This is a genomic window from Buttiauxella sp. BIGb0552 (assembly GCF_004366275.1).
Classification (GTDB): domain Bacteria; phylum Pseudomonadota; class Gammaproteobacteria; order Enterobacterales; family Enterobacteriaceae; genus Buttiauxella; species Buttiauxella gaviniae.
Genome location: NZ_SODY01000007.1, coordinates 164,254 through 188,128, shown reverse-complemented (window position 1 = coordinate 188,128; position 23,875 = coordinate 164,254). Strand labels below are relative to the sequence as shown.

Below are 23,875 nucleotides of genomic sequence, written 5' to 3'. Positions count from 1 at the left end.
TTGCTACGCCCTTTTTTTGCGAGGTGCCTCGTCTATTGCGGAGACCTCATTTAATAAGCGGGTGGATAACAAAATGCCAGTATGAATTTGCTGTAAATCATCCACACGAGAGTCTTGTGTCAGGCGGGTAATGGTTTGGTTATCGTTAAAGCGGAATTGGCAAATCAACTGGTTGGTTTCCGCCAATTTCACCATTTGCGGCAATGTTAATTCACTCAGGGAATTAGCCATATCCTCGGTCACTCCCAAACGAAACATTGCTGAGGCTTTATCGCTACTAATAAGGCGCTGCGCAAGCAACAAATACGATAAATTAATATCGTAGATATGTTTCAACAACTCGGATGTATGCATTTTGTTCATCCTGAAAAACTTACTTTTATACATGCGGTATTACCGCACCCCGTGAGTCGCCGAGAAATCCCGGTTAAAATTAGAACAACCAAAAAAGACAAATTCAATTGACTGATAACACGCACTGAATCCACCGACACGAAAATGCAGTGGAGACTTCCTTGTGGGTACGTTCTTATCGGAGCTTAAATTTCTGACATTAAATTAAGATTTTTCCTAATTCCGGGCAAACTCTACTCGTAGCCCTTTAGACATACAATGCGGATGCCTGCGAATTTTGAGTTATATGTGACACAGATCACATATATTTGCTTTATGACTCCCCTTAAAACATCAGCAAGACTTTTCATTTGCTCGTTAAACAATCAAACTCGAAATAACCGTTACGTTCATCTGGTAAAACCTTTTCGTTTGCCTAACAATCTGATGACTTAACATCAATAACGCGTCTTAAGAGCTACTTAGCTATGTGATTTATATCGCATTTTTTATCAAGCAATTTAATACACTGCATTAATGTTTGTTTTTAGCACATAACGCCTTGAGTTTTTCAATTTCGCGTAAGAATGGTGATAAATTCTTACACCAGGATGACAGGCGCAGTATCAATATAAATTAATACTAAAGTTTGATGGAAAAACGAGCTGTCCAGGCATTAAGACTGCTTCACAAGTCATTTACATTAGAGTTATTAATCATTTTTCATGAGCAGACGCACATTCTTTATGGGTACTATTATTGCGTAAGAATGTGATATGTAGTAGGGAAAGTGTAAGTAATTTGTTATCAATCAGCGGGAGGTTGTCATGAGTTACCAACATATATTGGTTGCTGTCGCCATCAGTCCAGAAAGCCAGATCCTGGTTGAAAAGGCGGTTTCAATCGCCCGACCGGTGAATGGGAAAATTTCGCTGATTACACTCGCATCCGACCCCGAACTTTATAATCAATTTGCCGCACCCATGATGGAAAACCTGCGGGAATTAATGCTTGAAGAGACTCAGCTTTTTATTGATGAGCTGGTTAAAAAGGCAAATTACCCTATTACAGAAACGGTTATTGCTACCGGCGAATTAAGTGAGCACATTCTGGCAATATGTAATAAGGGTTCTGTGGATTTAGTGATTTGTGGTAACCACAATCAATCCTTTTTCAGCAAGATAATTTGCTCCGCGAAAGCAGTGGTAGCATCCAGTCAAGTTGATGTTTTGCTAGTCCCGCTGAGATAAGCAGTATTTAAGTTAAATCTGGCTTATATCATCAGAAATAAGAGGGGTATCTATCTTAAATTGATGTCACTCAAAGCTAACTTCAAAACAAAAATTCAAAAGCCTATTCGATTTTGACCTGGCTCCGAATATAAATTGCTTAAGCTTTACCGTGAAATGGCAATTTAATGATCTGGCGAGGGTTGTCAGGGGGAAAATATCCCCCTGACACGTTCACCGTTAGCGGGTTTGCAATGCAGGTAAATCATCTATGCGAACGGAAAAATCACCGCCCGAACATAGGCGATGGAATAGAGTCACGCCAACTTAGGAAACGTCGCCACCTTCTTTCCCATCTCAAACTCCTCATTTCGTGGAGTAACCTGCTTTAAGTCCTCTATAAACCGCTTCTGCCAGTGGTGAATATCATTCTTCTCAATCACCGTCATCATTTCGCTATGACGTGATATCCGTTCGGCCAAAGGCATAGTTAACGCACGATCCAGGGCTGCGGCAACGTCGTCACGGTCGTAAGGGTTAACAATGAGTGCCGAGGACAATTCATTTGCGGCACCGGCGAATTTCGACAATACCAGCACGCCCGGATTAGCAGGGTCCTGAGCCGCAACATACTCTTTCGCCACCAGGTTCATCCCATCACGCAGTGGAGTCACTAAGCCAACATCCGCATGGCGGAATACTTTCATTACCAGTTTGCGGTCAAAATGTTGATTCAAATAATACAGCGGAGTCCAGCCCAATTGACCGTACTTACCATTGATGCGCCCCGCTTCAGTTTCCAACTGATGACGAATATCCTGATACGCCTGCACATCGCCACGCGAAGTCGGTGCAATTTGCGTGTAACGGATTTTCCCGTGATGCTGGGGATAATTTTCCAGTAGCGCTTCAAAAGCGAGAAACCGTTCAGGCAATCCTTTGGAGTAGTCCAGTCGCTCAACCGAGAAGATGTTTTTGATACTCCCCAATTCCGCTTTAAGCTGAGCCAATTTTGGCGGTAGCGGACCCTGAGCGCTCTTTTTGATTTCTTCTGGTTCGATACCTATCGGATACACTTCAGTGCGAAACGTATTGCCATACGCCTGATGCTGGTTTTTATCCAGGCTATCAAGCCGCGTCTGACTTGCAACACAATCCAGGAATGCCTGGCGATCGTTTTCCGTCTGAAAACCCAGTAAATCGTATTCACACAACGCTTCGAGTAACTCCTCATGCGGCGGGAGCGCGTTAAATACTTCAGGCGTTGGGAATGGAATATGTAAGAAAAAACCGATGCGGTGATTTAGCCCTTGTTTGCGGCAATCTGCGGCGAAGGGCAGCAAATGATAGTCATGTACCCATAAGACATCGTCTTTTTCCAACAATGGCTTAAGCTTGCTCGCAAGCATGGTATTAACCCGTTGATAGCCTTCCCAGGCTTCACGCTGATAATCGACCAGGTCCAGACGATAGTGAAATGCTGGCCAAAGGACAGCGTTGGAAAATTGCAGATAATAGCTTTCATAGTCTTCTTTGCTAAGATTGAAAGAAGCCCAGGTGATGTTGCCCCGTTTAGTCTTTTGTAATGCAGCATCGGGGTCACCGACCTCTCCACTCCAGCCAAACCACAGCCCACCGGCCGTCTTTAAAGCACCCAAAATCCCCACAGCCAAGCCACCTGCACCACCTTTCTTATCGTCCGGTGGCGCAATGCGATTAGAGACTACCACTAAGCGACTCATAATCTTCTCCCCGTAAAATATCTGACTTTTGTTGTTCTATGTGTTGCGTTAATTTGCCAAGCCAGTGATAAACCATGCGTACGTTTGCCAGTCGGAAGTTAGCAATTGTGTCGCCATTTCCCACTTTAATGGTCACCCCTCCAAGGGCGTTAACCTGTTTAAACCCTGCTTCATCTGTTAAATCATCACCAATAAAAATCGGTGTGCGGCCCGCAAAGGGTGCCTCCTGCATAAATGCACGAATAGCAGCACCTTTATCAATACCCAAAGGTTTCAACTCCACGACACATTTCCCCGGTTGCAATGCCAGTTCAGGAAAGCGCAGTGTCATTTGCTGTGCCAATTCAAAAATAGCCTCTTCTGCTTCGGGCGCCTGGCGGTAATGCAGCGCAAAAGCCATCCCTTTAGCTTCAAGTTCAGTACCCGGAAGCTGTAAAAGCGCATTGCTTAAATGCTGATGTAATGCGGTTACTACCGGTTCAGGGAGCGTCACTACATGGGTTTTATCATTGATATCACGGCGTTCTGCCCCATGCACACCCGCGAGCGGGAAGTGAAATGGAGTGGCGAGCTTATCAAGCTCAGTCATTGAACGCCCTGAAATCAATGCCAACGCCCCACCACTCATGAGCGACATTTTTTGCAGCAATGTGCGCACCGCCGCGGGGATATAAACCTGGTCCGGGTGCGGTTTGATTTCTGCAAGCGTGCCATCGAGGTCGAAGAAAAAGGCAAGGTTTCCTGAAAGTAGAGGCGGTACAGATGCAACTTCAGCCACCAGCGGCTCCTCCTTACATAGTTAGTATTACTACCGTAACGGTAGATTATGATTAGCCATGTAAGTATAGACAGGGTGACGGGTGTCGCAATTTTCCAGGATAAATCGCCAGGCCGCATATGGCCTGGCGTTTCGGTTTGGCAGGTGTCAGAAGAAGCTTGCGATAAGTCCTGAAATAGCCAATAGCCCCATAACCGTAACGAAGATATTGCTCACTTTGCCACGGAATTTCGCCAGCGCAGGTATTTTGTGGATAGCGTACATCGGCATGATAAACAGGATCATCGCGATGATTGGGCCGCCCAGCGATTCGATCATGCCAAGGATGCTTGGATTAAGCGTTGCCACCAACCACAGGCTCAGTAGGAAGAACAGAGCGATAGCTTTATTCAGCTTGCGGTCATCAAAACGCTTGCCGTTGTGGCGGGCAATTTTTTTCACCAGTCCATGCAGACCTTCGCGTGCTCCCAGGTAGTGGCCGAAGAAGGAGCTGGAAATTGCCAGAATTGCTACCAGTGGGCCAAAGATGGAGATCAGCGGGTTATCGAATTTGTTGGCAAGGAAGCTCAGCATTGAAATATTTTGCTGTTTTGCTGCCATCAAATCTGCCGGAGTCACACTTAGCACGCAGCTGAAGACAAACAACATAACAAACGCCAGCAGAATGGTGGATGTTTTGCGCAGTGTCTGGCTGGCTTTTTCATCTGCCTGGTTGCCATATTCACGACGTTGAGACAACGCAAATGAGGAGATAGCCGGGGAGTGGTTAAAAGCAAATACCAACACCGGAATAGTCAGCCACATAGTGGTAGTGAAATCTATCGCAGTAGGTACCTGGGAAAGAGCTGCCGTGTTCCAGTGTGGAATCAAATATAAAGAGAGGAACAGCAGGATACCGACTAACGGGTAAACCATCAGCTCGGTAATTTTCAGCATCACACGCTCACTCGTCAGCATCACCGCCATCAGCGCGACAATCAGCACAATCGACAAAATCACACGCGGTGGTGAAGCCATTCCCAGTTGGTTGACCATTAGCGAATCAATGGTGTTGGTGATACCTACACCGTAAATCAGCAGAATTGGATAGATTGCGAAGAAGTACAGCAGAGTGATTAAGATGCCCGCTTTAGCTCCGAAATGTTCTTCCACAACTTCGGTGATGTCGCTGCCAGGGTTACGTGATGATAAGACAAAACGAGCAAGCCCCCGGTGAGCAAGCCAGGTCATTGGCCCAACGATAACCGCCAGTGCCACTAACGGCCAGAATCCGCCCATCCCTGCGTTGATTGGGAGAAATAACACCCCTGCCCCAACTGCCGTACCAAAAAGGCTCAGAACCCAGGTGGTATCAAACTTACGATTCCCGGGAACATGCACTTTACTACGGGTGTAATTAACATCACTGCTCATTGGCTCATCTCCTTGAGGCCGAATTCAGGCTGCCGACTCTACTTTAGCCGCGTGATTGTTACAGTGATTCATATCCTGGTTTGAATTAGTTTATGGAGGGAAATACTAACAATCTAATCAATATCACATTTAAACACTGGATATCTTATCTGAGTGAAAATTAAACAATGTTGATGACAAAAAAATGGTGGATGTCGCTTTCGCTAATCCACCCCCAAAAAAGAACTCACACCCTTTACCGCTACAACGTATTCCCACTACCCGAAATCTGCGCAGCAGAACCAAGCCGTTAAACCGTACGTTTTGCTTTCTGTTTGTAGCGATCGAAGATGACAGCAGCAAGCAGAATCAAACCGCGCACCACATATTGCGAGAAAGGCGAAATGTTCAGCAGGTTCATGGCATTTTCCACGGTGCCAAGAATCAAAATCCCGGCAATCACGTAGGAAATTTTACCAATCCCACCTTTGAGTGATACCCCACCCAACACGCAGGCTGAAATTACAATCAACTCATAACCAATAGACGTCATTGGCTGGCCACTGGTCATACGCGAAGCAAGGATAATCCCTGCCGCTGCCGACACTAACCCGGAGAGAATAAAGATGATGATTTTAGTACGCACCACTGGCACACCCGCCAGACGTGCCGCTTCTTCGTTGCCACCAATCGCTAATGTGTTACGGCCAAAGGTCGTTTTGTTGAGCAGGAAACCAAAGATTATCAGACACGCAACTGTCAGCCAGATGGGTGCAGGCAGCCCAAACCAGTTGGCATAACCCAGTGCAAAGAAGCGTTCATCCTCGATGCCCACCGCTTTACCATCAGAAATAATGTATGCGAGGCCGCGTACAATTTGCATGGTGGCAAGAGTCGTTATTAGCGCGTTGATTTTTAGTTTTGCAATAACAAAACCGTTCACCAGGCCGCATAACACACCGAGTAATAGCCCTGCCGCCACACCAATCCACAGGCTTTCGGTCATGTTGATGACTACCGCCGTGGTGACCCCGGCACAAGCAATCACCGACGCAACGGACAAATCGAAATCACCAGATGCCAGGCAGAACAACATGCCACAAGCCACCATTCCCGACATTGAGATGGCAAGCCCTAATCCCTTCATATTCACGAAAGAAGAGAAATTCGGTACGAAAATAGCGCAGGCAATAAATAGAACGGCGAATACCACCAGCATGCCGTAGTTATCCCAGATACGCCCAAGACTTAGGGACGATTTCTTATTGCTGTCACCTGATGTAGTTAATGCAGACATTTTTATCTCCTTACTCATGCGGCAGACGCACTGGTTTTTGGCATTGCCAGACTTAATGCTTGTTGCTCATTGGTTTCGCCATGCAGCAATTCACCAGCTATTTCCCCTTCGCGCATCACGATAATGCGGTCCGCAAGGCCCAGTACTTCGGGCAGATCGCTTGATGCAAACAGCACCGCCACACCTTGTGCAGCAAGCGCATAAATCACGTTATAGATTTCGTGTTTTGCCCCTACATCAATGCCGCGCGTTGGCTCGTCGAGCAAAATCACTTTCATCTCCTCTGACAGCCAGCGTCCTAAAATCGCTTTTTGCTGGTTGCCACCGGAGAGATTCATGATCAGCTGTTCAGCTGACGGGGTTTTGATGTTCAGCGAACGGATATGTGAGGCAGCATTGTCTGTTTCCCAGCGGTTGTTTATCAGACAACCGGCGCTAATATGCTTACGCCGCGCACTGATGTTGATATTGTCACGCACCGAATGCACAGGAATAATGCCGTCAGCTTTGCGGTCTTCCGGGCAGAGCATCATGCCGGCACGAATCGCATCGGCAGGCTTATTGATATTGATAACTTCACCATCAATAAACACTTTGCCATCGGTGATGCGCGTACCGCCAAACATGCCTTTCATCAGTTCACTCCGACCAGCACCGACCAGACCAAACAGACCGACAATTTCACCACTACGCACTGAAAGCGAAATAGGTGTCCGTACACCTGGGGCTTTTACACCATCAAGGCGTAAACGCTCAGTCCCATGCTCACGAGGTTTCCAGCCATAGACATCACCAAGATCGCGGCCGACCATCGCCTGCACCAGCGAGTCATGACTGACCTGCTTCATATCATCAAAGGTGCGCACGTAGCGCCCGTCTTTAAACACGGTGATGGCATCACTGAGAGCAAAGATTTCTTCCATACGATGCGAGACGTAGAGGATCACGCGGCCTTCGGCGCGTAACTCACGGATGACGCGAAACAGGTTGTCTATTTCACGACGAGAGAGAGAACTGGTCGGCTCATCAAAGGCGATCACTTTCGCATTACGAGCCAGCGCCTTAGCGATTTCGACCATCTGCCATTGGCCGATGGATAAATATTTGAGCGGCGTGCTCGGGTCAATATCCAGCCCAAGATGCTCAAGCTGTAACTTTGCTTCGTAATTCAGTAAAGAGCGGTTAACGAACCCCGCTTTATGAGGTAGCTGTCCGAGGTAAATATTCTCTGCGACCGACATTTCCGGCACCAGATGAAGCTCCTGATAAATAATCGCGACCCCAGCATTAAGCGCTGCGGGAGTGTCGGCAAAAGCCACTTCTTCACCGCGCAGGGCAATACAGCCCTGGGTTGGAGCATAATTGCCGCTCAAAATTTTCAGGAGCGTTGATTTCCCGGCGCCATTCTCCCCCATTAGTGCGTGAACTTGCCCGGCATAACAGTCGAAACTGATGTCCTGTAAGGCTTTCACGCCGGGGAAAGTTTTGCCTATACCACGAAAAGAGAGATACGGTGTCTCATGTTGCATGACATACCCCAATGTTGAAGGGCGGATGGGCATAAACCTCATCCGCCAAAGAGATTACTTACCGCCGAGGCCTTTTTTAGCCAACTCTTCTTTAAAGTTGTCGCGAGTGATCAGCACCACGTCGGTAACTTCAGTGAACTTCGGTGGCTCTGCACCTTTGGTGACCCAGTTGTAGAGCATTTCGCTACTTTTATAGCCGTGTACATCCGGGCTTGGCAGCAAAGATCCGTAGAAACCAGTGGCCTTAGCTTTCGACAGTTCACTTACGGCATCCACACCATTAATACCTACACCAATAACATCCGGCGCTTTAAAGCCCTGCCCTTCAGTGGCGCGCACGCCACCCAGCACGGTGTTGTCGTTCATGCCAACAATTAACCAGTGTTTCACTTCAGGGTGTTGAACCAACATCGAGTTAGCGGCATCGAAAGCCCCGGGGATGTCGTTAGATTTGGTCGGTACTTTGTAGATTTGTTTTTCCGGGAAACCAGCTGCTTTCAGAGCTTCCATTGAACCAGAAGTACGGCGGCGGGCAGTATCGAGCTCGTCAGACGTAATCGCCATAACTGCGGATTCTTTCACGTCCCAACCGCGTTTTTGCATCTCTTTGTACAGCTCTTGCCCCTGGCGTTCGCCGATTTTAGTCGCCGCCATCATCACTAATGGCACGGTATCCATTGGCTTGCCTTTCGCGTTGACGAACTGGTCATCAACGGCAATGACTTTCATGTCGTAGCTTTTGGCTTTCGCCACAATTGCCGAACCCAGTTTTGGATCCGGAGTACAAATCACAAAGCCTTTCGCGCCGCTGGCGGCCAGGCTATCGATAGCATTAAGGGTTTTTTCACCGTCGGGAACGGCGATTTTAATCACTTCAAAGCCAAGATCTTTCCCGGCTTTATCGGCAAATTTCCATTCGGTCTGGAACCATGGTTCTTCTGGTTGCTTCACCAGGAAACCCAGCTTCATTGTTTCTGCGATAGCGGATTGTGACATAATTGCAGCAATGCCAATTGCCGCTAGCGCTTTAGTAAATTTGTGCATGGTATTCTCCAGCTCGATTTTATTTTCTGTAGGGTAAGGTTTAGTTAAAACAAGCCATTAGCCGTATGAGCTTTTTGCTTCGGGGCTGGAGATAGTTGTAGCGGGAAATTAATAATCCATAGGAGAGCGCAATCACATGGCAGAAATACAGTAAGACCGTGCATGTATTCAGCAATAAAAGACATAAAAATAGGGCGTTATGTCGGACAAATGAAATATGGACTAGCAGATTTATCCATAAATTCAGCGCTGAGGTGGATAAGCTGATTGATAGAAATACAGATTGAAGAAAGCGGGTAAGTATTGCGCTCACCCGCCGCTATTCTTGATCTATTACCATTGGTAATAAATATGTTCCGCGTGATCTCGCGCTGGGGCTTCGTCGCCTTCAAGGCGCGCGGCAACAGTGAGTGCAAAATCAAATACTTTACCTAACCCTTTCCCACTTATCAGATTGCCATCTTCGACTACGTCAGCATCAACATATTCACCGTCCGTCACCTGCTGCCACAAATCACCAGAACAGACGTAGCGGCGGCCTTTAAGCAAACCGTTACCACCCAGGACGCGTGCCGCAGCAGAGCAAATCGGGCAGATAAACTTGCCAAGATCGTCATGGCGACTCACGAAAGCAATAACGTTAGCGCTTTGGGCTAGAAAGACACTGCCTTCCGGGCCACCGGGGAGCACAACTGCGTCAAAGGTTTCATCAAAACATTCACTTAGCGTAGCGTCTGCCACCATCGGGATATCGTGATAACTCACTACCGCGCGTGTATCGACGCAGGAAAGGGTACGCACGTTAATTTTTAAACGACGTAGGATATCAATGGTAACAATGGCTTCCCCTTCTTCAAAACCCGGGGCTAGCAAAACTGCAACAGTTTTCATTTTACTCTCCATGTAGCCCCCGCGGTCTTGCGGGGGCGCAAAACTTACCAATAAAGACTCCACACCTGTCGCACACGTATAAGTGCTTCAAGGTAGAAATAGTCACCCCAACTACAACATTCATCGACACCTTTGCCACTCGCCATGTGATACACAGAATGTTTCAGCAAGCCCTCACATGGCTCATCGTCCCGCGCCAGATAGTTATCAGTGAGTGACTGGATAATACGCAGCGCCATTTCTTCATAATGGGCACGATGTTCATCCAGCACGGGCAATGTTTTCACCAGTTCCAACAAACCACAGGCAGTGATTGCCGCAGCGGAACTATCACGCACCGCATCCGTTCCGAGCAATGCTAAATCCCAGTGGCAAACATCATCTTCCGGCAAGCGGTTGATGAAGTAATGCGCCAGGCTACGGGTGAGGTCCACCATGCTTTTATCACCGGTATACAAATAAGTGAGCAAGAAACCGTAAATCCCCCACGCTTGCCCGCGCGACCAGCATGAGGTGTCGCTATACCCCTGATGTGTATTACCAAATCGCGGCTCACCGGTTATCACATCCATATAATAAGTATGGAAAGTTGAAGCGTCCGGGCGAACGATATACTTCGCGGCCTGCTGCGCATGTGCAGTAGCAGCCTGCGCGTAACGCGGATCGCCAGTTTGCTGGCTTGCCCAATAAAGCAGCGGAAGGTTCATATTACAGTCAATAATCATCCGCCCCTGTTGTTCTGGATCATTCAAATCTCCCCAGGCCTGGATGATTTTCGCCACCGGGTTATAGCGCTCCATCAGAATATCAGCCGCTTGCAGCGCGATTTGACGGGCTGTTTCATTGCCAGTTAAACGCCAGGCATTCACACACGACAACGAATACAGAAAGCCCAGATCATGAGTGGCTGTTTCGATACGCTTGTCTAAGCGCTCCGCAAAAGATGGCAAATAACGCTCTGCCGCCTGGCGATATTTGTCATCTCCAGTCATCTCCCACGCAAGCCACAGTTGGCCTGGCCAGAAGCTAGTCGTCCACTCGACGTTGTCGGTCGGCTGCCATTTACCCCCTTCACAAGCTTCGTTAGGGAATTTGTTCCCGACGATGGCAATAGTTTTATCCAGCTTTTTTGTCACGCTATTAAGCGCATTATCAAGCTTACGTTTTAGGGCCAGACGGTCTACCTGATGCAATTCAATAGGGCGCAGTGGCTCGGTCACCACATTTTCAGTGACTAAATTACAGGTCATAACGTTTCCTTTAATTAATGTTTTGCCGGCTCAACCGGAGCGGTGTCTAAAGCGGATAAGAACGTATTGGATTCATCGCGTTTTGACTGGCAGCGCGAGAGAGTGAAAGCAGAGATCAGAGTGAATATCAGTGCGCAACATCCCATCATTAAGTAGGTGTGCTCGAAGCCGATTTTGTCGTACAGGTAACCCGCAGGCGGTGCCACCACAACTGAGCCGACATAAATCATCGCCTGATAACCCAGTAAATACATGGTGGCATTGATTTTCTTATGGAAATGCTCGGCGATATATTTGAACACCGAGATTAGCAACAGGGCAATTTCAACACCGTAGAACGGCTTGATGATTGAAATCACCAGCGGGTCGGAGGTCAGCCCCGAAGCAATCAAGCGTAACCCCACTACGCAGCCGCACAACAACAACCCTTTTTTTGCACCGTAGTGATTCACCAGCAGCGGGATGAACATCATCATCACGAACTCCATGCCGGACTGTACTGTGCTGAGGTAGCCGTACCATGCGTTGCCCTGCTCTTTGGTATCGAAGAAGGAGACGAAGTAGCGTGGGAATTGCTGTTCAGCAACAAACATCATCCACGCGACACCTGCCACATACAGGCTGAACATCCAGAATTTGCGGTTTTTCAGTAGCATCAGAACATCAGCGAAAACGATTTTATTCGCTGAAATCACATTGTTATTACGCAGTTGTTCATCACCAATTTTCAGGCTAATCAGCACCAACAGCATTAATACGGAGGTGGTACTACTGACGATGAAGTTTGCCAGCGGCGTGTAGTTGAAAAGCAGACCTGAAACTGATGCCGCCATTGCCCAACCAAGCGATCCCCACATGCGAATGCGCCCAAACTCCAGACCATACAATCGGCTAAAGCGGTCGGCATAAGATTCAGAAGCCGCAACACCTGCGTACCAGCCGAGGCTCAGGTAAAAAGCACCGATCACAATGCCAAGGGTGGTATGCGTCAGCAGCAACGGTTGATAAACCGTGACAAAGAACGGCGCCATCAGTGCCGAAATCGCGCAGACAAAATAGAGCAGCCACTTGCTCATACCAATTTTGTCCATGATGTAGCCATAGACCGGTTTCATGACTACCGCAAAGACGCCATTGATAGCAAAAACACTGCCAATGGTGATGCTGTCCAGCCCCACTTTCTGGCTCAACCACAGAGCATATAACCCGAAGCTTGAGGACCAGGTGAAAAAGTAGAGAAAGATAAAACTGCTCATTTTAATCTGTGCGGTACGCGTTGGTGTCGAGATGTTCATGGGTGTTTCTCCAGAATAAGGAGTTTGCTTTGATTGCCCATCACCAGGCGTACAACACCCTCGCTGATAATGGCTTGCGGGCAAGATTGCGCATCAAAATCGTCGGTATCCCCTGCCCAGGTGGCACTGATTAACAGATGTGTGCCGATACTCAGTTCACCTTGCAGCAACGGCACTACTGCCCGCTCGGCAAAGAGTAGATTGCTGTTTGGTGGTGTCAGAACTAACTGTGCACTGCGTGATTTCGGGCTTAAACAATAAATGGCGCTGGTATCAGTTTTGGTTGTAAGCAAACAACTCCCCTGCGTCATGTGTGCTTGTGGAAGCGGACGATTTGGCAGGCAGAACCCCCCTTCCGCACAATCGAGTTCACGCGCCGTTTTGAGGTGATGAACCCGTACTTGCCAGTCGCCCAACGGCAGTAACCAGGTATCGATATTCACGTCGTGCCACGGCAGCCAACGGCTGAAAATCATTCCGTCTGCGGTACTGATTTGCTGGCATTCACGGCGTCCACGCCAATAGTTATCTTTCTCGGATAGCAGCAACATCGAGTCAGGTGCCGCATGATTCAGCGCGTAGCGACCACGCTCAATGGTGAATCCATAACGAGTTGAATAGGCAAATTTGCAGTATTTAGCTTCGGTATTCACGAAGTTATTTAGCTCAAGCTGCCCGGATGTCAGCATCCATAAATGGTGCTTTTGATGAACCAGAATTTGCGACGCATGGGGAATGCTATGAGGCGTTTCACGCTCAGGTAACGGCATTTCCTCTGCTTGCCAGAAGGCATTTTGTTCGCTCAACGCCAGCACCAGCATGGTTTTCAGACCCCAGTAAGGGGAACCCGGCGCGTTGTAATCTTCCGCCATTATTAGGTTGGGATAGCTGTAGCCAACACTCAGCACACCGTCACGATCAAACAATGGCTGTTGCAACCACCAACGCAAATGACGCAACACAATTCCTTTCACTACTCCAGGTTCGTAGACTTCCAGACCTGCAAATGCAGCAGCACTCCAGAATGCGGCCTGCGCAAAGCGATAAGTCAGGCTGCGACCAAAAGGAATAGCTGCACCATCGTCGGCAAAGAAATGGATGAAATCTGCGGCAAAGAGTGTTGCGCGCTGGCGTAGTTTTTTGCAGCGCTGCGGGTCAACATCGGCCATTAATTTGGAATAGATGAGACCATAGAAATGGAAGCCCATCGAAATATAGTAATCACGTGGTCGGCCTGGGCCATCGGAATACCAACCGTCACCGAGGTAATAATGCTCCATGGCGTCGAAATGCTTTTCTAACGTATCGGCATTGTTCAACATCCCGCAGTGGTGGAAACCGACCTGCACCAGAATTGGGAAGAAATGCCAGTTGTTGTCAGGTATATCCAGAGTTTCACTCTGTTTCAGCCATTGCCAGAGGTTGTGTTTCTCCTGTTCATTAAAGTGCGCCAACAGCGGTTTATGGGCGACTGCCAGTAAGAGTCCATATGCTGCCATTTCGACAATCCGTTGATCGTATGCCGCGGCTTCTCCCCAATACTCGGCATGTTTAGGGTCTGTGCCATTTTTAATGGCCTGAATATAAAAAGAGAACTCTTCAGGCTCGTACCCACCCGCCAACAGTGGCGTTACACCCCACAGTAAACGAGAGAAAGTTTCCATATTGGTTACTTGCTGGCCGTAATGGGCGGTGAAATTAGCAAGGTCTACGCCACTGGCCTCTTTTTTAAAGAATGGCGAAACGGCATTTAATAATTCATTCACCAGTTTATGAAGATCTCCCCGACTTTTAAGGGGGTTATTCAGGGTAATGTTTTCAGGTTGCACAATGTCCTCCCGCCAGACACGAGAATATTATAAGTTGTTGTTATTAATATTCGTCTTCGCACTGCTTATGTGCGTTGAGGCAAAGAGTAGTCGCTTTTATTCCTGGCTCAGAGTGAGCAGCATCACAAAAATAAACCGTTATTTCATTTTCACTGGATTTTTCAATTTGCGAGGGTAATAAATTACAAATCATGGCGTAAAAATTTAAATTTGTTGTCCTGGAGGGGAAATGAGTGAACCACAATTGATGGAGAGAATTACACTCGACAGCCAGGTTATCTCATTTCACCGCCTGCGAGCGTCCAGCGCCAGGTACTATCACTGGCACCAATGCGTTGAGTTTCTCTATATTTCAAAGGGCTACGGAATCGTTGTGGTGGACAACCAGCATTACACCGCAAGGCCCGGGCGACTTTTTATCTTCCCACCTTTTCGGCTACACAAGGTTCATGTCGATGCCGATGACAAAAACCAGTATCACCGCACAACCATGCACATTGAACACTCTTCTGTTATCAGTACCTTGCATGGCTTTCCACGCCAGCAGGCTCAATTTTCTGCCCTCGCCGCAAGCAACGTTCCGGCACAAATTTACGATTTAAGTGAGCAGGCCGATTATATGGAAGTGATTCTCGAGCAGTTCGACAAACTCGACCCCACGGAGCACTCCACCGCCAGCGACGTTGCGTTTATGGTGATGCAAATTATGTCCTTCCTGCCCGCTCAACCGCAGCTATTTATCCCGCAGCAACAGACTGTTGCATCACGCATCATGCAGTGGGTTGAGAGTAACTATAGTGAGAAGTTTTCACTGGATGAGCTGGCGCAATCCATTGGCTTATCACGCAGCTATACCTCGCGGATTTTTCGTCAACAAACCGGCGGCAGTATTCATGAGTATTTGCTAACGAGACGCATAAAGAAAAGTTGTGATCTATTGCGCACCTCACCATTAAGCATCGAAGCTATCGCCCAAGAGGTAGGGTTCATAGAAGTGACCTACTTCATCACCTGTTTTAAAAAAATGATGGCCCAGACACCATTGCAGTATCGTAAACGGTCACGAGCTCATTCAACTTAAGGGCTCAAATATGATCTGACACAATAAACCACCTCATAGCAGGTTAATTATTCAGTGATGAATCACAGTTTTGGTCATTTCACTTAAATTATTTAAAATAGACAAACCAGGAGATAATTATTTAATTAGTCTTTTTTAATATTTCCTGTTGAATAACTTTGTAAATAAGAATGAAACGCCAGAATCAACTGTTTTATTGATAATCCTAAAGAGGTATTATTTTTTACAACGCAGTCAGGACGCGGACTCACAGGACATGGATACAATCTTTTTTATCTATATACCCGTCATATTTCATGTCATACAAAATTCTAATCCTAACCGATGTTCCGGCTAAATAAGGAAATTATCATGGCAACTTCCGGCATGGTTCAAAGTCTCAACTTACAGATAAATCGTGATTTTTATTCCTCAAATCTGTATTTACAGTTGAGTCACTGGTGTTCAGAAAAGAGTTTAACGGGAACGGCGAATTTTTTAAGAAACCAGGCTCAATGTAATGTTACGCAGATGATGCGTATATTTAATTTTATGAAACAAGCGGGCGGCACTCCCATTGTAGGGACGATTGAAACCCCACAAAGCGAATGTGACTCTTTGGAAACACTATTTGAAAAAACGGTTGAAGATTATCAGCAGCGCTGCGCCACACTGACTAAATTGACCGCTGAAGCAACAGCATTGAAAGATTATTCCACCCTCACGTTCCTGAAAACTATGGATCAGGAACAACAAGACGAAGGCCTGTTGCTCAACACTATTCTTGATGAAGTACGTAGTGCTCATAAAGCCGGATTGTGTATGAGCCAAACAGATGAGCACCTGACAAATTTAGTGAATCATCAACAGCACTAAGTCTCATTGTGTCGGGTAATACAGCGTTTATTACCCGAGCGAAAAAAATGTTGCTCCCGCTAATCCGCCTTAGTCATGCACACCACATCAACTGTTCACGTAGACTGAGCGTATCTTCCGGGAAATTAGCCAGCACGACTTTATAGCGCGTCATCTCCTTTGGATATCCCCTCATGGATTGCAGTAACAACCGCAACGCGCTGTCCCAGACGATACCCTGCAAATCACTGTAAGGCCACAAATCGGGGTCTGCGATAAATGGCATCAGATAATCGATACCAAGCTTCACGCTCCTGCCATCTTGTACGGCATTCCAGCGGTCAAATTCGACGTGTTCCGCATAACGATTAAGCAGCAGATGGGCTTCAAGGTTAAATAAGGAGTAATGGAATGGCACCGGGCGTTCCAGCTCCATCGTCTGTTTGCCTTCCTGGTCGATTTGCGCCGCCATTCGTTGGGTAATGCCCTGCTGAATGATGCGCGCCACCAGCCCTTTGTCACCATAAAACAGCGCATTAGCAACACGTTGCGCGTCATACCAGGTGCCGTGGTTGTTATGCCACACGTATTCAGAATGACCCACGTCGCTGTAAAACATCCAGTGGTTGAAGTCCCTGTACCATTGGTGCAAACCAATAATATCATCGGTATCCAGTACACCCGCAGGGCTAATCAAACCAATAGTATCAATCACCATCCATAAAAGACGTGTATCGATTAGCCCGGTACCGCGCCCGGAAACAATACCGGGGATCGCCTGGCCATAGTTCAGATGCGGGTTCATACGCGTTTGTTCGTCAAGGAACCAGCACTTGATTTGCTCTGCTGCAGCCTGGGCATATTTACGCTGCCCGCTAAAATACCAAGCCAGTCCAAGTGTCAAACAGCGTTCGCACATGCGGATAATGCGCGTGGTGTCCGTGTCATTATTCTGGCATTGCGGATTAGTATGTCCGTCACGGCGAATATATGGCAGGCCATTTGGCCTGCGCGGATTTGGCCACCAATACGTCCCCAGACTGTAATAATCATGAGGATCACCGCTTACCGGGCGTAATTTCTTATGCACCACACTTTCCGGTGGCTGCCCACGAAGCTTATCCGCTTCGCTAACCAGACGACCCAACGCCAGCTGCAAAGGAGAAAAAGGCTGCTGTAGGCCACGGCGGGCATTCTCAAGACACGTCTCATCCAGGGTGTACAACTTCATCTATCGCTCCTTAATGGCATGCTACTCGTTGCCCGCTTTCGGCATCAAATATATGAATACCGGTCAGTTTGGGTTGTAGCCATACCGTTTCACCTTCCTGAACATTTAAGCGTTGCTTAAACACCGAGGTAAATGAACCACCTCCAGTGTTGCAGAACAATTGCATATCAGAACCGGTGTTTTCGATGGCGGTAATGGTCGCTTTTAGTGCTCCATTACCCTCGCCTTCTTCCACAACATTGACCTGCTCCGGGCGAATCGCATAAACCACTGTCTGTTGCGGTTTTACCTGCATACCCGGCGGCAAGCTTAGCAGGGAGCCATCGGCGAGGCGCAGCATCATTTCACCATTTTGTAGCATGACTTCACCTTTTAACTGATTGATTTCAGGAGAACCAATGAATCCTGCCACGAATAGATTTGCCGGGCGGTCATACAACTCCAGCGGGCTACCCACCTGTTCAATACGCCCTTCACGCAACACCACAATCATCTGCCCCATCGTCATGGCTTCGATTTGATCGTGAGTCACATACACCGATGTCGTTTTCAGGCGGCGATGCAATTCGCGGATTTCCCCACGCACCTGGGTGCGGAGTTTTGCGTCGAGGTTTGAGAGTGGTTCGTCGAACAAAAACACCTGTGGATTGCGTACAATCGCACGCCCCATTGCTACACGCTGGCGCTGGCCACCCGAAAGATCTTTTGGCAAACGGTCGAGTAAGACGCCTAATCCCAGAAGATCGGCTGCGGCCTCAACCTTACGGCTGATTTCTGCTTTTGGCAGCTTCGCCATTTTCAACGCGAAGCCCATATTTTCGCGCACGGTCATCTGCGGATAAAGTGCGTAGCTCTGGAATACCATCGCAATATCACGCAGTTTCGGCTCAACGTCGGTCACATCTTTTTCGTTGATGGCCACCTCACCGCCCGTTATCTCCTCAAGTCCGGCAATCATGCGTAATAACGTTGATTTACCGCAGCCACTTGGGCCCACCAGCACACAAAACTCGCCGTCAGGGATAGTGAGAGAAACATCTTTAATGACATGTGCATCGCCATAAGATTTACAGACATTCTTCAGTACAACGGAACCCATGAGATTCTCCTTATCCTTTGACCGCGCCGGACATAATCCCGCGGTTGAAATGTTTTTGCAGACCGAGATAAACGATGATGCTTGGCAACATCGCCAGAAGCGTAATGGCTATAAAGATGTTCGGGGTGATACTTTCATCGGTACGCAAGCTGCCGAGAATCACTGGAATAGTGTTCAGGCTGTCGTGGTTGACGACAATTAGCGGCAGCAGGTACTGGTCCCAAATCATGATGAAGCCAAACGTGACTACCGTGCCTAGAGCAGGTTTCACCAACGGCAAAATGACGTGGAAGAAGATTTGCCATTCATTCGCACCATCGATGCGTGCGGCCTCTTCTAGCTCTTTGGGAATAGCGGCCATGAATTCGCTCAGCACGAAGATGGAAAATGCCCAACCCACTACCGGCATGATCATCCCTAGATAGGTGTTATAGAGCGACGCATCAATCAGCGGCAGCTTCCAGTTGATTATCATGTACAGCGGAATAGCGATTACTTCTTCCGGCAACATCATGGTGGAGAGGATCACAAGACTCACCAGCGACACGCCGATGAACTTTTTACGCGCCAGGGCATAAGCAGCAAGCGCACTCACCGACACCTGCAAAATGGTGCCGACAAAAACGACAATCATTGAGTTAAGCAGATATTGCCAAACGCCAATGTCGTTCCAGGCGAATATAAAATTCTCCAACGAAAACTCATTAGGCCATGCCAGCAACTCGCCCGGTTTGACCGGTGCCCCGCTAAATGCAGTAGCAACAATGCCCCAGAATGGCCCAACGAATACAATCAGCAACAAGCCATAAATCATCCAGCGGCCTGCGATATCCCAACGTTTACCTAACATCGGTGGCTCCTTAATAACGGGCAATACGCTTTTTCAACGTGAGGTGACAAATCGTCAACAGCACGGTGAAGGCGAATAACAGGAACGACACCGCCGAAGCATAGCCGTAGTCAAATTGCTCAAATCCGAGTTTGTAGATATGGGTCATGATCATTTCAGTGGCGTTAGATGGCCCACCGCCGGTTGTGGCATACACTTCTGCAAACACACGGAACCCACGAATAAAGGAGAGCATCAACACTACTGAAATCGCCGGGATCATCCCGGGCAGCGTGACGTAACGCAGACGGTTCCACCAGTTCGCGCCATCAACGTTTGAGGCGTCATATAAATCGCGGCTAATGCCTGCCAGGCCTGCGATAAAGATAACCATGTTGTACGGCACCGCTTTCCAAATATGCAGCAACATGATGACCCCCAGAGCCTGGTCTGAACTTGCAAGAAATCCCTGGTCGGCAATACCAAACCAGCTCAGGATGTGGTTCATCACACCGTTCGGAGTTGGGTTAAACAAGATTCTCCACATTTCGGCGACGATAGCCGCACTGGTTACAGCGGGCAGGAAAATGGCGGTGCGGATAAAACGCAGATGACGAGCGGGCCCTTCAAGTAACATGGCGAGGAAAAATGCCAGTACCGCTCCAACCACCATGGTCACCACGACATAAAGGAAGGTATTGAATACCGCAGCATGGAGTTCAATATCGGCAAAAGCGCGGGCAAAATTGGTAAATCCCACCCATTCGTCTGGTTGATTGAAGTTCACCTTGTAGAAACTCATCACCAGGCCTTGCAGCATGGGAATAAATTTAAACCAGGTGAAGATGACCAGTGCCGGAGCAAGAAACATCCACGGCACCAGATTCCGTTTCTGGCGAGAAGTTAACATCGTTATTTTCACTCTATAAAGATTCAGGCTGTGACTGAGTGTCAGGTGACGCTTCGCTTACCCGAGCTACATTTCGGGGCATGCAGATGGATAAGCGCAAGAACCGTTCACCGAATTCAAAAATCAAACTTATTTCGCCAGCACCTGCTGTTTATCAAGCTCGGCATTGACCTTCTCATTGGTCGCTTTCAGTTCGGCTGCAATATCACCATTACAGTCAGCCAGAATACGGTTGAAGCCATCGGCGGTTATCTGACGAATTGGCGTCCAGTTAGGCACTTGCGGCACATAACGCCCGTGTTCAGCGTAAAGTTTGGCGAAGGTTGCCCAACGTGCATCGTCATATACAGTCTGGATATCAACCTGTTTATTCACAGGTAAGCGCACCACCGGCATGTGTTTCGTGCCTTTGCCCATACCGATTTCTTGCCCTTCCTGGGAGATCATAAATTCGATGAACTTCCGCGCGGCTTCTTTATTCTTGCTACTTTTCATCATGAAGACAGTGGTGCCTTCGGCAAGAGTCGCACTACTTTTCGGCCCTTCGAGGGTCACGACTTCAAACTTGTCTTTGCCAGGATCTTTATCAAACAATGCAATGTGATACGGGCCGGTGAAGAACATACCGGTCTGGCTTGAGCGGAATGATGGGATAATGTCTGCGGTTGTCGCGTTGATAGCACCAGGCTGAACAACTTTGTCGCACAGCATTCCTCGCATAAATGCCATGGTTTCAGCGGCAGCTGGCTCATCAAGCGAGGCTTTGAATTTACCCTTGCCTGATTCGCGAATGAAATCACCACCTGCCTGCCATAAAAATGCGCTCATAAACCAGCTGGCGTAACCACGCGTGGTGGAACCCGGCAACAAAAAGCCGTAGGTATCGTTTTTACCATTGCCGTCCGGGTCTTGTGTGGTAAAGGCTTTAGCCAGCTTTGCCACATCACTCCAGGTTTTGGGCTCAGGCATACCCAGTTTTTCACGCCAGTCTTTGCGAACAAACAGCGCAAAGGTTTGGGCAGAAGTGGGCACCCCATAGAATTTCCCATCGGTGTAGCGAGTACTTTCCCAGGCTGTAGGATAAATATTTTCGCCACCTGCAATGGATTTCGGATCTATTTCATCAGCTATTCCGAGTTGGATGAACTGACCAATGGCTACCGCATCATTGAAGATCAGATCGGGCAATGCGTTGCCCGCAGCTGCACGAGCAAGGCGCTGTTCAAAGTCTGTCGTAGCATTAAAATATTCGATTTTAATACCTGTCTTCTTCTCAAAAGTTTCAGCCTCTTGCTTGTAAATATTTTTAGAATCATTGCTAGCACGGATCCAGACATTTAGCGTTTCAGCCGCAAATGTTTGCGAAGCACTAAAACCGAGGGCGGAGATCAGTAATACGGATTTTAATTTTGTGGAAAACATTTATATTCACGTCCTTATTTTAAGAGATTTGATTATTGAGAAAATGGAGTGAAGCAGATTATTTCAAGAATGAAAAAAGGCTGCGGAGTAATTAAATAGAATGCATGAGGTAAAAACAACGGGGCGAAACAGAAATAGCGTTTCATAATGCAGAAGTGTGCTTCAGGTCACGCAGCAAAGTCAGTCAAAAATACCAGTTAAAAACATAACCATTAAATTCAATGAGTTACATAAATAAAAAATACTCGTAACATTTGAAAAATAATTTAAAACCATTGATTTACGTGACTCCAGCCTCACTTTCTGAGGCTATTTACCCTTGAAAGCGTTAATTTGATGTGAGTCACATAAAAATTCATTCTGTCTCTTACACTGCGCACTCGGCATCATATATATTATTCCCACTCTTTTATTTTACGAATTAACAGTACCTCTATAGATATATACCCAAAATAATTCAAGATGCAGGAAGGCGGCAAGAGAACGAGTCCCGATGAGCTTACTCAGGTAAGTGATTCGGGTGAGTAAACGTAGCCAACGCACATGCAACTTGAAGTATGACGGGTATAAATAACCAGATATTATTCCATTGGTGGACGGAGAAAATATGCGCCCGATGAAACCCATTTTATTGTCTTGCTTGTCATTACTTTCGTTAGCGGTTGCTAGCGTATTAACAGCATCGCCACTGTACGCCGCTGATGCACATCCATTGCAAATCAAACTTGATGATTTACGTTACAGCCAACAACAGCTTGCGACGAGAAACCCTGAGTTTCTTGGCGCATATGAAAAGCTCATTGCCGGGGCTGACAAAGCGCTGGGCAAACCACTCTACTCGGTTATGGATAAGACTCTGACAGCCGCAAGTGGTGACAAACATGATTACTACAGCTTCCCTCCATACTGGTGGCCCGATCCGAACAAAAAAGATGGTCTGCCTTATATTCGTAAGGATGGTCAAACCAACCCGGATGCCAACAGCGACGCCACGGACAAAAAGCGCTTGGTGAATATGAGCAATGACGTTTGGACACTGTCGCTTGCATGGCAATTTACCCAAAAGCCAGCCTATGCCGAAAAAGCACGTGACCAGTTACTGAACTGGTTCGTTAATCCTGACACGCGCATGAATCCTAACCTACAACACGCTCAGGCGATCCCTGGGATTAATGACGGACGTGGAATTGGACTCATCGACAGCCGCGCATTGGTGGAAGTCATCGATGCCGTGGAGTTACTACGCCCGGCTAACGTGATTAGTGATGATGAGTATCAAAAAATTAAACAGTGGTATGGCGATTTCTACCACTGGATGACAACCAGCCAAAATGGTTTTGAAGAAGATAATTGGCACAACAACCACGGCACTTACTTTGATTTGCAGGCAGCGTCTTTTGCACTGTTTAGTGGCGATCTCGCTGCGGCTAAAAAGCGTCTGCAAATCACCCAACTGCGTCGTATTCCCGCTCATTTCGACAGAGATGGCCGCCAGATGGCGGAAATTGAGCGTACTCGTCCCTGGCATTACAGCAATTTCCACCTGGAAGCCTACAACAAACTTGGCCGCCTTGGAGAAATCGCGCAGGTGGATGTCTGGAACTTCACCCTTGATGACCGAAGCCTGCGTAAAGGTTACGCCTATGTCGCCAACTATGTTCACAACAATGAGCCATGGCCGTGGAAAGATATCGACAAAATGGATGATGAAAAAGCGTTAGTGAACATGGTCAGTGCGGCTCGTGCATGGCCAGATGACAGCGCCTTTGCCGAAAAAGCACAATGGCTAATGGCAAAATATCCTGATGATATCTCCCATCTTATTACCCCATTAAAACAACACTGAAAGAGAGTAAGGAT

General features: G+C 47.7%; 20 protein-coding genes. 4 read left to right on the top strand and 16 right to left on the bottom strand.

The window, feature by feature from the left end:
* Positions 1-3: 3 nt before the first annotated feature.
* Entirely contained in the window at positions 4-354 is a 351-nt protein-coding gene (flhD, locus tag EDF88_RS20025; protein WP_034455083.1) for a flagellar transcriptional regulator FlhD, read from the bottom strand.
* A gap of 806 nt (positions 355-1,160) precedes the next feature.
* Here flhD and uspC point away from each other — a divergent pair.
* A complete protein-coding gene (gene uspC, locus EDF88_RS20020) occupies positions 1,161-1,583 on the top strand; it encodes a universal stress protein UspC (protein WP_134186751.1) in 423 nt (140 codons plus the stop codon).
* Positions 1,584-1,879: 296 nt separating this feature from the next.
* Here uspC and otsA read toward each other — a convergent pair whose 3' ends face one another.
* The 10 genes from otsA to EDF88_RS19970 form a co-directional block, all read right to left on the bottom strand.
* Complete coding sequence (gene otsA / locus EDF88_RS20015; RefSeq protein ID WP_134186749.1) at positions 1,880-3,304, bottom strand: alpha,alpha-trehalose-phosphate synthase; 1,425 nt, start codon at positions 3,302-3,304, stop codon at positions 1,880-1,882.
* The gene (gene otsB / locus EDF88_RS20010; protein ID WP_134186747.1) at positions 3,279-4,082 is read right to left on the bottom strand and encodes a trehalose-phosphatase; all 804 of its coding nucleotides are present in this window, start codon (positions 4,080-4,082) and stop codon (positions 3,279-3,281) included. The genes otsA and otsB overlap by 26 nt, the downstream gene beginning before the upstream one ends.
* 147 nt (positions 4,083-4,229) lie before the next feature.
* Positions 4,230-5,495, bottom strand: coding sequence for an HAAAP family serine/threonine permease (locus EDF88_RS20005; protein ID WP_134186745.1), 1,266 nt, complete (start codon positions 5,493-5,495; stop codon positions 4,230-4,232).
* A gap of 289 nt (positions 5,496-5,784) precedes the next feature.
* Positions 5,785-6,771 (bottom strand): L-arabinose ABC transporter permease AraH, encoded by a 987-nt coding sequence (gene araH, locus EDF88_RS20000; protein WP_134186743.1) that lies wholly within the window; start codon positions 6,769-6,771, stop codon positions 5,785-5,787.
* A 14-nt stretch (positions 6,772-6,785) separates the two neighbouring features.
* A complete protein-coding gene (gene araG / locus EDF88_RS19995; protein ID WP_134186741.1) occupies positions 6,786-8,300 on the bottom strand; it encodes an L-arabinose ABC transporter ATP-binding protein AraG in 1,515 nt (504 codons plus the stop codon).
* 54 nt (positions 8,301-8,354) lie between these two features.
* Entirely contained in the window at positions 8,355-9,344 is a 990-nt protein-coding gene (locus tag EDF88_RS19990; protein ID WP_134186739.1) for an arabinose ABC transporter substrate-binding protein, read from the bottom strand.
* Between the two features lie 333 nt (positions 9,345-9,677).
* Positions 9,678-10,235, bottom strand: coding sequence for a DJ-1 family glyoxalase III (locus EDF88_RS19985; protein ID WP_134186737.1), 558 nt, complete (start codon positions 10,233-10,235; stop codon positions 9,678-9,680).
* A 44-nt stretch (positions 10,236-10,279) separates the two neighbouring features.
* Positions 10,280-11,485: a glycoside hydrolase family 88 protein gene (locus EDF88_RS19980; RefSeq protein ID WP_064511985.1), complete on the bottom strand. Its 1,206-nt coding sequence runs from the start codon at positions 11,483-11,485 to the stop codon at positions 10,280-10,282.
* Between the two features lie 14 nt (positions 11,486-11,499).
* Positions 11,500-12,780, bottom strand: coding sequence for an oligosaccharide MFS transporter (locus EDF88_RS19975; protein WP_134186735.1), 1,281 nt, complete (start codon positions 12,778-12,780; stop codon positions 11,500-11,502).
* Positions 12,777-14,609, bottom strand: a complete 1,833-nt coding sequence (locus EDF88_RS19970) for a DUF2264 domain-containing protein (protein ID WP_134186733.1) — start codon at positions 14,607-14,609, stop codon at positions 12,777-12,779. The genes EDF88_RS19975 and EDF88_RS19970 overlap by 4 nt, the downstream gene beginning before the upstream one ends.
* Before the next feature lie 229 nt (positions 14,610-14,838).
* Between EDF88_RS19970 and EDF88_RS19965 the strand changes: the two genes are divergently transcribed.
* Both EDF88_RS19965 and EDF88_RS19960 read left to right on the top strand, forming a co-directional pair.
* Entirely contained in the window at positions 14,839-15,690 is an 852-nt protein-coding gene (locus EDF88_RS19965; RefSeq protein ID WP_134186731.1) for an AraC family transcriptional regulator, read from the top strand.
* A gap of 351 nt (positions 15,691-16,041) precedes the next feature.
* On the top strand, positions 16,042-16,545 hold the full coding sequence (locus EDF88_RS19960) for a non-heme ferritin-like protein (RefSeq protein WP_134186729.1): 504 nt from the start codon (positions 16,042-16,044) through the stop codon (positions 16,543-16,545).
* Between the two features lie 73 nt (positions 16,546-16,618).
* Here the strand turns inward: EDF88_RS19960 and EDF88_RS19955 are convergent, their stop codons facing one another.
* The 5 genes from EDF88_RS19955 to EDF88_RS19935 form a co-directional block, all read right to left on the bottom strand.
* Entirely contained in the window at positions 16,619-17,755 is a 1,137-nt protein-coding gene (locus EDF88_RS19955) for an alginate lyase family protein (protein WP_134186727.1), read from the bottom strand.
* Between the two features lie 10 nt (positions 17,756-17,765).
* Entirely contained in the window at positions 17,766-18,854 is a 1,089-nt protein-coding gene (gene ugpC, locus EDF88_RS19950) for a sn-glycerol-3-phosphate ABC transporter ATP-binding protein UgpC (RefSeq protein WP_064511991.1), read from the bottom strand.
* Positions 18,855-18,864: 10 nt separating this feature from the next.
* Positions 18,865-19,704, bottom strand: a complete 840-nt coding sequence (locus EDF88_RS19945) for a carbohydrate ABC transporter permease (protein ID WP_064511992.1) — start codon at positions 19,702-19,704, stop codon at positions 18,865-18,867.
* A gap of 10 nt (positions 19,705-19,714) precedes the next feature.
* A complete protein-coding gene (locus tag EDF88_RS19940) occupies positions 19,715-20,599 on the bottom strand; it encodes a sugar ABC transporter permease (protein WP_134186952.1) in 885 nt (294 codons plus the stop codon).
* Positions 20,600-20,722: 123 nt separating this feature from the next.
* Positions 20,723-22,015, bottom strand: a complete 1,293-nt coding sequence (locus EDF88_RS19935) for a sugar ABC transporter substrate-binding protein (protein ID WP_134186725.1) — start codon at positions 22,013-22,015, stop codon at positions 20,723-20,725.
* Positions 22,016-22,631: 616 nt separating this feature from the next.
* Here EDF88_RS19935 and EDF88_RS19930 point away from each other — a divergent pair.
* The gene (locus EDF88_RS19930) at positions 22,632-23,861 is read left to right on the top strand and encodes an alginate lyase family protein (RefSeq protein ID WP_134186950.1); all 1,230 of its coding nucleotides are present in this window, start codon (positions 22,632-22,634) and stop codon (positions 23,859-23,861) included.
* Positions 23,862-23,875: the final 14 nt, after the last annotated feature.

Bases quoted from the DNA above. Each gene is read 5' to 3' on its own strand.
- flhD (WP_034455083.1), bottom strand. From the start codon at position 354: ATGCATACATCCGAGTTGTTGAAACATATCTACGATATTAATTTATCG.
- uspC (WP_134186751.1), top strand. From the start codon at position 1,161: ATGAGTTACCAACATATATTGGTTGCTGTCGCCATCAGTCCAGAAAGC.
- otsA (WP_134186749.1), bottom strand. From the start codon at position 3,304: ATGAGTCGCTTAGTGGTAGTCTCTAATCGCATTGCGCCACCGGACGAT.
- EDF88_RS20005 (WP_134186745.1), bottom strand. From the start codon at position 5,495: ATGAGCAGTGATGTTAATTACACCCGTAGTAAAGTGCATGTTCCCGGG.
- araH (WP_134186743.1), bottom strand. From the start codon at position 6,771: ATGTCTGCATTAACTACATCAGGTGACAGCAATAAGAAATCGTCCCTA.
- araG (WP_134186741.1), bottom strand. From the start codon at position 8,300: ATGCAACATGAGACACCGTATCTCTCTTTTCGTGGTATAGGCAAAACT.
- EDF88_RS19990 (WP_134186739.1), bottom strand. From the start codon at position 9,344: ATGCACAAATTTACTAAAGCGCTAGCGGCAATTGGCATTGCTGCAATT.
- EDF88_RS19985 (WP_134186737.1), bottom strand. From the start codon at position 10,235: ATGAAAACTGTTGCAGTTTTGCTAGCCCCGGGTTTTGAAGAAGGGGAA.
- EDF88_RS19980 (WP_064511985.1), bottom strand. From the start codon at position 11,485: ATGACCTGTAATTTAGTCACTGAAAATGTGGTGACCGAGCCACTGCGC.
- EDF88_RS19975 (WP_134186735.1), bottom strand. From the start codon at position 12,780: ATGAACATCTCGACACCAACGCGTACCGCACAGATTAAAATGAGCAGT.
- EDF88_RS19965 (WP_134186731.1), top strand. From the start codon at position 14,839: ATGAGTGAACCACAATTGATGGAGAGAATTACACTCGACAGCCAGGTT.
- EDF88_RS19960 (WP_134186729.1), top strand. From the start codon at position 16,042: ATGGCAACTTCCGGCATGGTTCAAAGTCTCAACTTACAGATAAATCGT.
- EDF88_RS19955 (WP_134186727.1), bottom strand. From the start codon at position 17,755: ATGAAGTTGTACACCCTGGATGAGACGTGTCTTGAGAATGCCCGCCGT.
- ugpC (WP_064511991.1), bottom strand. From the start codon at position 18,854: ATGGGTTCCGTTGTACTGAAGAATGTCTGTAAATCTTATGGCGATGCA.
- EDF88_RS19945 (WP_064511992.1), bottom strand. From the start codon at position 19,704: ATGTTAGGTAAACGTTGGGATATCGCAGGCCGCTGGATGATTTATGGC.
- EDF88_RS19935 (WP_134186725.1), bottom strand. From the start codon at position 22,015: ATGTTTTCCACAAAATTAAAATCCGTATTACTGATCTCCGCCCTCGGT.
- EDF88_RS19930 (WP_134186950.1), top strand. From the start codon at position 22,632: ATGAAACCCATTTTATTGTCTTGCTTGTCATTACTTTCGTTAGCGGTT.